The organism is Salipiger sp. 1_MG-2023 (assembly GCF_030547555.1).
Taxonomy (GTDB): Bacteria; Pseudomonadota; Alphaproteobacteria; order Rhodobacterales; family Rhodobacteraceae; genus Salipiger.
Map to the genome: position 1 here is coordinate 1 of NZ_JAUOQN010000090.1, position 9914 is coordinate 9914.

Here is a 9914-nt window from a genome sequence, read left to right on the forward strand (position 1 = left end):
GGTTGGTTCTCGCAACCCGACCCTACCGGGAAACCCGATGGCCACCGTAAGCTACACCACGTCTGGGGACGTCACCTTGGCGTAGATCGCGGTCGTCAACAATTGTGCACGGCCGAGCCAGCGTTGCAGCATGTGCAGCGGAACGCCCTAGACTGTGGCATGGACCCCGAAGCTGTGACGCAGCCCCTTGGGCGAGCGATGCGGTGCATCGGGAATGCCCGCCTCGATCATGATGCGCTTGACGATCTGCCAGACCCGGACGCGGCTGAGCGGCCAGATCGGTGCGGCAGCCTGCTTGCGAGATTTCTGAGCTTCCCTGATACCGTGTGCGGTGTTGAGGGTGTCCAGTAGTCGGGCGGCACTGGGACGCTCCTGTAGACACTCTCCGAGCTGTCAAAGGCATCCTTGCGCTTTTTCAGACTGCGAATGGTGATTGTCCCGCCCGGCAGGTCTACCGAGCAGGAGTGATCTCCAGCAGCTCTGACGGGCGACAGCCGGTGAAGAGCAATGTTTCGCAAAGTGTGCGATCTCGTACAGGCTTGCGACGGGCCACCACCAGGAAGGCAGCCCGCTCCTCGGTGTTGAGGCAGAGCTGGTTTCCGGCGGTATCGTACAGGCGCATGTCGCTCATATTAGGCGCCATGATCGCTTTGTGAACGGACTGGGCCGGTAACCTCTCCCGCGGCATTCTCCGTTCGAGGGTTGCGCCGGATGGGCCGGATGGGCCGGTGCCGAGCCTCAGGAATGGGGAAAGACCACATGCAGGATAGCACTTTCATCGGGCTGGATGTCCATAAGGCCACGATTTCCGTCGCGGTCGCGCGGGGAGAACGCGGCGGTGAGGCCCGCCACAGGGGCACGATCCCGAACCGGCCCGATCACGTCCGCAAGCTTGCCGAGAAGCTGAGCTGCGACGGGCAGCTGAACAGCGAGCCCGTCCTACACATCGATGGCCAGCTGAGATTAGATCGAACCTGCCGGTGAAATTGCACCACGCTCGTCGACGCTACCATCGGCAATGAAGATCCTATGCGATTGAGCGTTTACACTTGCGGCCTCCGAACGGAGTTGCCGCCAGCAATGATCTGGTTGATGAGTGCCGCAACAGATCGGTGCGTTTCCGTTTCGGCCTCCGACCCCTTGGCGTTCTCGTGGGTTGCTGCGGCGTCGCGAAGAACACCTACGATCTCATGCTCTGGCAGCAGTCCGCCATCGTTCATGGCAAGCAGCAGTGCCTCGCAGATTGAAAGGGCGGCCTGTCCTGAATATTCGTTCACCGTAGACATCTTCGGGTTTCCCTTCTCGTTTCGCGATCTGGGCCGAATTCGCGCCGGACCTATCCGTACTTCTCGCACGAAAGGGGCTATGCTGGACTGATCGAGAGCAGTCGGTGAAACGATTTCCACGCAGCTGACGGACCTGTCAGGGAGAAGCCATGTCACCATTCGCGACCAGCCCGCTCACCCGCAAGCTTTCGGCCTTTGTCGCGTTGTCAAAGGCAGAGTTGGATGTGCTCGAGAACCTGCACCAGCGCCGTCGCTCCTTCGTCGCGGGGCGTGATATGGTACATCAGGGGCAGTCGGATCAGGCTGCCTATATCCTGTCGAAAGGTTGGGTGTGTTCCTACAAGCTCCAGCCTGACGGGACACGCCAGATTGTCGATTTTCAGGTACCCGGAGATTTCCTCGGCTTGCGCAGCGTGCTGTTGCGCACCTCGGACCACAGTTTCGAACCCATCGTGGAAATTGAGGCCGCCGAAGTGTTGAAGAGCGACCTTCTGGCGGCCTTCGTGCAGACGCCGCGGCTTGCGACAGCCATTCTCTGGGCGGCGTCGCGGGACGAGGCGATGGTGGTCGAACACCTTGTCGGGATCGGCCGGCGCGACGCGGACGCCCGCATGGCACATTTTCTGTTGGAACTGGGATCGAGGCTGGCCCTGGTGGGTATGGGATCCAGAGAAGGATACGACTGCCCACTTACCCAGTATCACTTGGCCGATGTGCTGGGGTTAAGTGCCATTCATGTGAATCGCGTCCTGCGACAGCTGCGCGAAAGAGCGCTGGTGACCTTCCGAGACGGTCGCGTGTCCTTTGAAGATCATGCCGGGTTGGTGGAACTGGCTGGGTTTGATTCAGCGTATCTGGATCAGACCGGGCCGCTCTTGAAATAAGAAGGGCCGCCGGCCATTGATCGGCGGGCGGCCCCGGTGTTGAGATCAGACGCTGACATCAAGCGAGCGCGTGGGTCGCAGCATCGAGTTCCTTGTTTGTTTCCGCATCGTTCTTCGCCGTGTGTGCTGTCTCGGCCGCGCGGTAGTGCTTCAGGGCCGCATCTTTTTTCGGGCCGGAAGGTGCCTTGTCCCACGCGGCTTTGACAGATGTCATCTTTTCGGCAGTCTTGGTCTGTTCGGGGGTCATTGGAATTGTCCTTTCATGGACTTTCCGAGAAATAAAAAGCGTGCCGGCATGCCGACTTTTTTGGGATCGACACGCCCACACGCTTTTCAGGAACTTGGAAATTTACAGTGCCGCCAAATACTCGGCGGGTACGCCTCACCTAGCAAATGCCAGCGCTCGCCGTACTGACGCAGGTTAGCCCCAGCGTCTGTGGCGGATCGATTGCCTTGTCTGCTTTCAAGTCACCGCCGTTTGCTGATGGGAAACCCTCAGCCATTTGTCGTCATCGCCAAGGTACGTTGACGCGCAGAGCGCCTTGTAGATCGGCACGTCGGTTTTTTCAGCCGAGACTCGGTAAGTGAGGATCGCGATGTCACCGCATCGCGTCACGCGCCGTTCGGCCATAACGACGGAACGCCAGCCGGTCCTCCGCCGAAGTTGGGTCCAGATTTGGTCACCCTGGAGGATGCCGGGCGGATAGGGAAAAATCATCACAGCGTTGGTCGCTGTCGTCGCCCGAGCACTGTCGTCGCCACTGGTCCAGAAGTCTTCCTCCATATCCCAGAGAACGCCCTGTTCACGCGGCGATAGAGTTCCGGATTTGTGCGCTGCATGACCCGGTGTCCTCGCGGTCTCGGTTAAGACAGTCATTCGCCTGACCCCGAACCGCCAACAATAAAAATAAGCAACATCAGAAAGATAATCGCGAGCACTGTCCAGATCGCTCCGCTTGTTCCCGGGCGGCCGTCGGCGACAGTCGAGGCAGCTCGCTTCAGGCTGCCTGACGTCTGGCCCTCGGGAAGCAGCTGGCTCAGGTCTTGAGCGACCTCGTCGTAATCGCTTGCAAGCGCGGGTACATCCCGAAAACGCGCAAGCAGCGTTCCCAAGCGTGCTCGCGCGTCGTCGCGCCCCAGCGTGACCAGTTCAGCGGTTTCTTTCCATGGATCGAGGCCGAGGCGCGCGAGCGTGGAGAGGACCGTCACGATACATCCGTTCCGGTCCAGGCCGACCGATGCATAGAGAAATCGTTCGAACTCGGGCGGGTTCGGGTTGAGAACATTGGGGGGGGCCATCATGCTTCCAGTCTTGGTTGCAGGAATGCAGATCATCCCTGCTTCCCAAAGGGTACGCGCAGCTCGGTCCCTGCGCCCTTACACAGGTCAGTGCCAGCGAACCTCCTCAGGGTGTTCGCTACCCGCGCGGCGCCCGGGACTAACATGTGTCAGCACCAATCGAACGTTTCCGAGGTACAAGAGGAGACATCGTTCGACTGGTCAGGTCCGCAATCCAAGGGGCCGTCAACAGTGGCGAGCGACGGATCTGCCAAAATCGTGGAGGCCAGAGATGAGCGTGCGTTCCTCCAGTTTGAGGGTGACTTTCCTGCACCCGTTCAGCCTAGCCGATTTTCCGCACGAACTTCCGGCCGGGGACTACGAAGTCCTGATTCAGGAAGAACTTCTCTGCGGGCAAGGTTTCGAAACCTATCAGAGGACGGCAACCCATCTGACCGTTCCTGGCAGAGGGGATCGGGCGGGTTGGATGGAACTGCACACGATATCAGAGCGCGACCTGAATGAGGCGCTGAGCCGGGATCAGGATCCGACTGAGATGAACAACCACAGCGACGCGGCGCTTTCTCCGCCGGAGGACTTGTAATGAATACTCCCGAATGGCTTAAACCCGGCATCTATGGTGCCGTGATCGGTGCTGTCTTTGTCGGTGTCGTCGGATTCACATGGGGCGGCTGGGTCACCGGCGGCACGTCGAATGACCGGGCGATGGCGATGTCCCGTGACGATGTCGTTGCCTCCATGGTTCCGGTGTGCCTCGACATAGCGCGTTCGGACCCGGCGCGGGCAGGCAAGCTTGAAACGATCCGGGCCGCCTCGACCTACCAGAGACGCGACGCTCTCATGACGGCCGGCTGGGCGACCATGCCGGGGACCGATGCCCCGAACCGGGATATCGCGCAAGCCTGCCTGAAGGAACTGGACCTCTAAGGGCATGCTGGACAAAGCCCGCGATGCGATGGCGCAAATCGTGTCACACCGTCAAACCCGCGTGTCTCCATCACCCCGAGTGCCAAAATCGAGATAGGAACTGGCGATGCCTTCTGATGACTATGGACCGGAAGATCGCGGACCTTGGAAAAACAAGCAGACCCGCGGTCCCCCTGAGGTGGACGCAATTCTCAGGCGGGGCCGGGATCGGCTGCACGACATCCTGCCGGACGGTCTGCCGCCGGTGAAGCGTCTTGCAATCGGGGCCGCCATTGCGCTTGCGGCATTTGGGGCGTGGTCCTCATATTATACGGTTCCGAGCGACTCCGTTGCGATTGTCCAACGGTTCGGGAAGTACGCGGACGAGGTCCCTCCGGGGCTGCACTTCAAGATCCCGTTCGGGATCGACGTGACCACGTTGGTCCCGGTCAAGCGCCAGCTGAAACAAGAATTCGGGTTCACGACTCCGGGTGCCTCCGATCCCTATCAGAGCCCGACGGACGGTCGCCGCGAGACCGAGATGGTGACCGGCGATCTTAACGCGGCGCTTGTGGAATGGGTGGTGCAGTACCGGATTTCCGAACCCCGGAAGTTCTTGTTTGAAGTGCGTGAACCAAGCGCGACCCTGCGTTACGTCTCGGAGTCCGTCATGCGCGAAGTTGTGGGAGACCGCACAGTCGACGAGGTTATCACCGTCGGGCGCCAGGAAATCGAAAGCGAGGCGCTGCTGAAGATGCAGGCGCTCGCCACCAAGTACGCCATGGGCATCAGCATTGACCAGGTGCAGCTGAAGAACATCAATCCGCCCCAGCCGGTTCAAGCCTCGTTCAACGAGGTCAACCAGGCACAACAAGAGAAGGAGCGGATCATCAACGAGGCCCGCCGCGTATACAACCGCGTCATACCTCTGGCCGAAGGCGAAAAGGACCAGCGTATCCGCGAAGCCGACGGCTATCGCCTGAGGCGCATCAACGAAGCCGAGGGCGATGCGGCACGTTTCACGGCGCTCCTGACGGAATACCGCCAAGCCCCCGAGGTGACGCGGCGCCGGATCTACATCGAAACTCTGCAGGATGTTCTGCCTGGTATTGGCTCCAAGATCATCGTCGACGGGTCCACGGCAAGCATCTTGCCGCTCTTGAACCTCGATCGGCCAGCGGGAGCACAACCATGAAGACCATTTCACTCATTGCTTCGGGGATCGCCGTGGCCGGGGTCGTCGCAGCGTCATCTGCCGTCTTCACGGTCGGCGAGGTGGAGCAGGCCATCATAACTCAGTTCGGCAAGCCCGTCGGCGCATCGATCACCGAGGCGGGCCTCAAAGTGAAACTGCCCTTCATTCAGGAGGTAAACCGGATCGACCGCCGGGTCCTGGAGTGGGATGGCTCGCCGTCGGACATGCCCACCAAGGACAAGCTCTATATCTCTGTCGATCTCTTCGCACGGTGGCAGATCACCGACCCGCTGCAATACTTCCTGCGCCTGCGCGACGAGCGCAGCGCCCAGTCGCGCCTCGACGATATCCTTGGCAGCGAGACGCGGAACGCCGTCGCCAAGCACGAACTCATCGAGATTGTGCGCACGACCAGGGGCCGGACGCCGCTTCGGGACGCGCTTCTGACTGATCAGGAGCTTGCCCAGGACATTGGCGCGCTCGTTCCCATCACCAAAGGGCGCGCGCTGGTCGAGCAACAGATCTTCGAGGCGGCGGCGGAGAAGGTGCGCGTTTTCGGGATCGAGCTTCTCGACATCCGCTTCAAACGCATAAACTACAACGAAAGCGTGCGACCCAAGATCTATGACCGCATGATTTCGGAACGGCGACAGATCGCTGAAAGATTCCTGTCCGAAGGCAACGGCGAAGCGGCCCGTATTCAAGGCAACCGGGTGAGAGACCTGAACAAGATCCAATCGGAAGCCTATCGCACCGTCGAGGAAATCCGCGGTGCCGCCGATGCCGCAGCAGCAGCAATCTATGCGGGCGCCTACAATGTCGATGCCGTTTCGGTCGAATTCTACGATTTCACCCGAACAATGCAGGCCTACGGCGACATGATCTCCGACGACACGACGCTTGTCCTGACGACGGACAGCGATCTGTTCCGGTTCCTGCGCGGCATGCAGGGCGAGGCAAACCCAATCCGCGATCCGGGCAACGTCCCGGACGACGGTGGCGTGGCGTCAATCGGCAGGGCCCGGCCAGCGCAAAACCCCACGACGCCGATTGTGACACACTCAGATGTCGGTGTGGGCCGATAGTTTCGTGGCCAAAGAGCGTAATCATGAATTGAGGGCACCAAGCGGAAGCGGCAGCGGTCGACAGGCCGCTGCCCCCACAGGAAGACGACGGGGCGTCGGCGAAAGGCTGTTTACCCTTCCGAGCAAGACACCCCCACTTGATTTTCCTGCCCCTAACCTGCGTCAGCACCCGATGTCCGCCTGACTGGTAGGTGGATGGCAAGAGCTGGATCGCGACGAGGCGATGGCCTGCCTGCCCACGCTCGAAGACACGACATCCAGCGTCGCACCACGCAGCGTGAAGGATGATACGCCATGACAGCAGCCAAATATCTTACCGGGACGGCAGCAGAAACGACCGATCTTGAACGGCGCGTGCTGGCCCATGAACGGATCCTGCAAGCCTTGATCGCCTACATGGCCCGTACCGAGCCGCGTTTCGTCGATCACCTGCGAGAACGTTTCGTCGAGCCGATGAGTATGACCCGGCACGAACACGACCACCGCGAAACCGATGATTATGCGGAAGAATTCATTCGCGCCGTGATGCTCCTCGGAGAACCATCTGCGCCCAACGCGAAGGAGTTGGAAATGACGGACAAACAATCCATGCCGCCCAAAAGCAGAGGAGAAAAGGGGTCTTTCATGAACCGGCCAGCGCAGCGCGGTGGGGTTCAGGTATGGGAAAGAAACGGCATCTGGAAGGTGCAGGTCGATGGCAAATTCCGCGGCGACTACCACCAGAAGGAGCATGCTCTTGCTGCTGCGGCCTTGCACAGGCTGTCGCCCCGATGACCGGTCGCATTCATCCGACAGTCCCGCAGGACTTCGCAATCCAGGTGGCCGAGAACGAAGGCATGCCATCGAGATCGAATTTCAGGGGCTCCCCGCCACCGCCTGCGCCCACTCGACGCCTGACCGGAACGCTCACGCTTGGGCTATCGAAAACCCGCGCGGCAACCGGCGGACTCTGGTCCGCCAAGGAGCAAGCGGCGATGAGACATCCCCTCGCGAAGTTGATCGCGAGGACGGCAGGTACTCGCGCTTTGGCGATCTGGAGCGTGCCGACTATCTTGCGACGTCAGCAAGTGTGCCACTTGAAAGTTACCGGGGCGGCTTCGGAAACTGGTGTACGCGCCTCCTGGCTCCGGCGGGCGACGTCTGCCTGTCGACGGATGGCATCTTCCGCGACCCGGGTCAGCCTGATCCCGCGTCCCCTGGCGCGCAGCAGCACGCGGTTCAGGATCTGCCGTTCGAGACCCTCGTGTTTCTACAGGGCAGTCGGTACTGCGATACCGATCTTCTTTCAGAGGAGGCGTGGCGTCTTTTCGAGACCACGGATCCGGGATGGTCACGCGTTCAGGCGGTCTGCGATTTCGTGCATGGACATGTCCGGTTCGACTACATGCAGGCGAAAGCGACACGCACCGCCTCGCTGACAATGACCGAGCGGCAGGGCGTCTGCCGCGATTTTGCTCACCTCGCCATCGCTTTGTGTCGCTGCATGAATATTCCGGCGCGCTACTGCACCGGATACCTGAGCGACATAGGTGAGCCTTTGCCTCACCCGCCCGGGGACTTCGCCGCGTGGATGGAGGTTTTTCTTTCTGGAGAATGGCACACGTTCGATCCCCGGAACAACAAACCGAGGTTTGCAAGAATCCTGATCGCGCGCGGCCGTGATGCCGCCGATGTCCCTCTTACCCAGACATTCGGTCAGAACACTTTGACGGAATTCAAGGTCTGGACGGATGAATTGGCGTGACTGACCTCGGCTTCTTTGTCGATGCGCCATCGTAAAGCGGGTCTCCAATCCCCATATAAATAATACCGATGCCAAGCATCCCGGTCCGTCAGGGACGAGGAGTTGGCGCTGGCCAATCAAAGGATCGATGACATGTCTTTCAAGGACCTGACTGCCCGGGCTGCGGCCGCAATGAAGCCGAAGCCTGCGGAGACCGCAAAGACCCCTGCCAAGAAAAACGAGCCCAAGACCGCTGGCACGGAAGCGCCCGCGAAACCCAAGACGTCTTGAGGCGTACAAAGGCCGCGCCCCCAGTTCGGAATTAGAGCGCGGACCACCCGCAGCACCAAGGGAAAGGATTACGCCAATGGAAGAACTGACAAGCAAGACCGTTGCGGTTTTTTCCCGCCCGTTCACCGTTCCGGGCTTCAACGAAACGCTCCCGGCGGGAGAGTATGAGATCGAAACGGAATTGGTTTCACCTCCGGATCAACGAGATCCCGCTGCCTGGAGAGCCTCCGTCATGGTGAAGCTTCATCCCCGGACATCGCATCCGGGGCTTGCGCGGTCTCTGACCATTTCCCTTGCCGATCTGGACCATGCCCGCGCCAGGGACAAGCTTACCGGTAGGGCGTTGTCCGACTTCTTCCTTGAGGAAATGCTGGCTGATCCGATGGTGCGCCTCGTGATGGAGGCCGACGGGGTCTCTGCAGCACATCTGCGGCATCTCTATTCGGGGCTCCGGACATCCCAGTCTGACAGGGATGTCCTGGACCGGAACCCGGCGTGCCAAGGTGCAAGTGACATTGCGTCTATCCATGCTGCTGAAAACGAGGGCATGCCTCCACGACCGACAGGTCTGTCGGCTACGCGCACGAAAGTCGGCGCGGATTTGATATGATCGCTAAAAAAACCTCGGTCGACGTCGCATTTCCGGACATCGCCCACGGACGGGCCTTTGGCGACGTCCCTCGAGAGCGTCGTTGTCTGAGATGCGATGTTGTTTTCTGGAGTGAAGGCTTTGGAGAACGCATCTGTCGGCGCTGCAAGGGGTTGAACGCTTGGCGGAACTCCGTGCCCGATAGCTCCGGGTCATCGCGCCGCCGCTGATCCGCATCGACGTGCGCGCCGTCATCCTCGAACCACACTGGATCTCCATTTTGACCTGCCTCGACATCGTTCACACCACGACCTACCGATATCGCCACGAGGTCCCGCTTGGGCCGCATCGGTTGATGCTGCGTCCCCGAGAAACGCGGGAATTGCGGCTTCTCTCGCACACTCTCTCCATCACTCCGCCGGGGGCCGTGACATGGGCGCATGATGTGGCCGGCAACGCCATCGCCACCGCTGTCTTTGACGGCACGACAGATCGCTTGGTGATCGAGAGCCGCGCCAGCGTTGAACTGACCGCGCCAGACTGGCCGGTCTTTGCCATCGCTGGATCGGCGGCTCAGTACCCCTCTTATCTTTCCCGGTAGGACGTCCCCGTTCGCGGAACGTCTCCCCGGAGCGCCTGCAATGTGGGATGTCTGG

Annotated in this window: 15 protein-coding genes; 10 read left to right on the plus strand and 5 right to left on the minus strand. The window is 60.5% G+C overall.

The window, feature by feature from the left end:
• Window positions 1–451: 451 nt before the first annotated feature.
• Window positions 452–631, minus strand: coding sequence for a hypothetical protein (locus Q4543_RS22770; RefSeq protein WP_303442131.1), 180 nt, complete (start codon window positions 629–631; stop codon window positions 452–454).
• Between the two features lie 128 nt (window positions 632–759).
• On the opposite strand from Q4543_RS22770, the gene Q4543_RS22775 reads away from it, so the two are divergent.
• The gene (locus Q4543_RS22775; protein WP_303442133.1) at window positions 760–984 is read left to right on the plus strand and encodes a hypothetical protein; all 225 of its coding nucleotides are present in this window, start codon (window positions 760–762) and stop codon (window positions 982–984) included.
• Between the two features lie 59 nt (window positions 985–1043).
• Here Q4543_RS22775 and Q4543_RS22780 read toward each other — a convergent pair whose 3' ends face one another.
• Window positions 1044–1286 (minus strand): hypothetical protein, encoded by a 243-nt coding sequence (locus tag Q4543_RS22780; protein ID WP_303442135.1) that lies wholly within the window; start codon window positions 1284–1286, stop codon window positions 1044–1046.
• A gap of 149 nt (window positions 1287–1435) precedes the next feature.
• On the opposite strand from Q4543_RS22780, the gene Q4543_RS22785 reads away from it, so the two are divergent.
• The gene (locus Q4543_RS22785; RefSeq protein WP_303442137.1) at window positions 1436–2170 is read left to right on the plus strand and encodes a Crp/Fnr family transcriptional regulator; all 735 of its coding nucleotides are present in this window, start codon (window positions 1436–1438) and stop codon (window positions 2168–2170) included.
• Between the two features lie 58 nt (window positions 2171–2228).
• On the opposite strand, the gene Q4543_RS22790 is transcribed toward Q4543_RS22785, so the two are convergent.
• The 3 genes from Q4543_RS22790 to Q4543_RS22800 form a co-directional block, all read right to left on the minus strand.
• Window positions 2229–2417: a hypothetical protein gene (locus Q4543_RS22790; RefSeq protein ID WP_303442139.1), complete on the minus strand. Its 189-nt coding sequence runs from the start codon at window positions 2415–2417 to the stop codon at window positions 2229–2231.
• Between the two features lie 216 nt (window positions 2418–2633).
• Window positions 2634–3047, minus strand: coding sequence for a hypothetical protein (locus tag Q4543_RS22795; protein WP_303442141.1), 414 nt, complete (start codon window positions 3045–3047; stop codon window positions 2634–2636).
• On the minus strand, window positions 3044–3472 hold the full coding sequence (locus Q4543_RS22800; RefSeq protein WP_303442142.1) for a hypothetical protein: 429 nt from the start codon (window positions 3470–3472) through the stop codon (window positions 3044–3046). The genes Q4543_RS22795 and Q4543_RS22800 overlap by 4 nt, the downstream gene beginning before the upstream one ends.
• 268 nt (window positions 3473–3740) lie before the next feature.
• Between Q4543_RS22800 and Q4543_RS22805 the strand changes: the two genes are divergently transcribed.
• From Q4543_RS22805 to Q4543_RS22840, 8 genes are all read left to right on the plus strand, one after another.
• Window positions 3741–4052, plus strand: coding sequence for a hypothetical protein (locus Q4543_RS22805; protein WP_303442143.1), 312 nt, complete (start codon window positions 3741–3743; stop codon window positions 4050–4052).
• Complete coding sequence (locus tag Q4543_RS22810; RefSeq protein ID WP_303442145.1) at window positions 4052–4396, plus strand: hypothetical protein; 345 nt, start codon at window positions 4052–4054, stop codon at window positions 4394–4396. The genes Q4543_RS22805 and Q4543_RS22810 overlap by 1 nt, the downstream gene beginning before the upstream one ends.
• A 106-nt stretch (window positions 4397–4502) precedes the next feature.
• On the plus strand, window positions 4503–5570 hold the full coding sequence (gene hflK, locus Q4543_RS22815) for an FtsH protease activity modulator HflK (protein ID WP_303442147.1): 1068 nt from the start codon (window positions 4503–4505) through the stop codon (window positions 5568–5570).
• Window positions 5567–6655 (plus strand): protease modulator HflC, encoded by a 1089-nt coding sequence (hflC, locus tag Q4543_RS22820; protein ID WP_303442149.1) that lies wholly within the window; start codon window positions 5567–5569, stop codon window positions 6653–6655. Before hflK ends, hflC begins: the two co-directional genes overlap by 4 nt.
• A gap of 294 nt (window positions 6656–6949) precedes the next feature.
• Window positions 6950–7429, plus strand: coding sequence for a hypothetical protein (locus Q4543_RS22825; RefSeq protein WP_303442151.1), 480 nt, complete (start codon window positions 6950–6952; stop codon window positions 7427–7429).
• Window positions 7386–8399: a transglutaminase family protein gene (locus Q4543_RS22830; protein ID WP_303442153.1), complete on the plus strand. Its 1014-nt coding sequence runs from the start codon at window positions 7386–7388 to the stop codon at window positions 8397–8399. Before Q4543_RS22825 ends, Q4543_RS22830 begins: the two co-directional genes overlap by 44 nt.
• Before the next feature lie 346 nt (window positions 8400–8745).
• Window positions 8746–9279, plus strand: coding sequence for a hypothetical protein (locus tag Q4543_RS22835; RefSeq protein WP_303442155.1), 534 nt, complete (start codon window positions 8746–8748; stop codon window positions 9277–9279).
• A gap of 259 nt (window positions 9280–9538) precedes the next feature.
• Window positions 9539–9859 (plus strand): transglutaminase N-terminal domain-containing protein, encoded by a 321-nt coding sequence (locus tag Q4543_RS22840; RefSeq protein ID WP_303442158.1) that lies wholly within the window; start codon window positions 9539–9541, stop codon window positions 9857–9859.
• The last annotated feature ends 55 nt before the right edge of the window (window positions 9860–9914 follow it).

Coding starts and splice junctions, on each gene's coding strand:
- Q4543_RS22800 (WP_303442142.1), bottom strand. CDS start 3,472: ATGATGGCCCCCCCCAATGTTCTCAACCCGAACCCGCCCGAGTTCGAA.
- Q4543_RS22780 (WP_303442135.1), bottom strand. CDS start 1,286: ATGTCTACGGTGAACGAATATTCAGGACAGGCCGCCCTTTCAATCTGC.
- Q4543_RS22825 (WP_303442151.1), top strand. CDS start 6,950: ATGACAGCAGCCAAATATCTTACCGGGACGGCAGCAGAAACGACCGAT.
- Q4543_RS22795 (WP_303442141.1), bottom strand. CDS start 3,047: ATGACTGTCTTAACCGAGACCGCGAGGACACCGGGTCATGCAGCGCAC.
- Q4543_RS22770 (WP_303442131.1), bottom strand. CDS start 631: ATGAGCGACATGCGCCTGTACGATACCGCCGGAAACCAGCTCTGCCTC.
- Q4543_RS22785 (WP_303442137.1), top strand. CDS start 1,436: ATGTCACCATTCGCGACCAGCCCGCTCACCCGCAAGCTTTCGGCCTTT.
- hflC (WP_303442149.1), top strand. CDS start 5,567: ATGAAGACCATTTCACTCATTGCTTCGGGGATCGCCGTGGCCGGGGTC.
- Q4543_RS22775 (WP_303442133.1), top strand. CDS start 760: ATGCAGGATAGCACTTTCATCGGGCTGGATGTCCATAAGGCCACGATT.
- hflK (WP_303442147.1), top strand. CDS start 4,503: ATGCCTTCTGATGACTATGGACCGGAAGATCGCGGACCTTGGAAAAAC.
- Q4543_RS22835 (WP_303442155.1), top strand. CDS start 8,746: ATGGAAGAACTGACAAGCAAGACCGTTGCGGTTTTTTCCCGCCCGTTC.
- Q4543_RS22810 (WP_303442145.1), top strand. CDS start 4,052: ATGAATACTCCCGAATGGCTTAAACCCGGCATCTATGGTGCCGTGATC.
- Q4543_RS22830 (WP_303442153.1), top strand. CDS start 7,386: ATGCTCTTGCTGCTGCGGCCTTGCACAGGCTGTCGCCCCGATGACCGG.
- Q4543_RS22790 (WP_303442139.1), bottom strand. CDS start 2,417: ATGACCCCCGAACAGACCAAGACTGCCGAAAAGATGACATCTGTCAAA.
- Q4543_RS22805 (WP_303442143.1), top strand. CDS start 3,741: ATGAGCGTGCGTTCCTCCAGTTTGAGGGTGACTTTCCTGCACCCGTTC.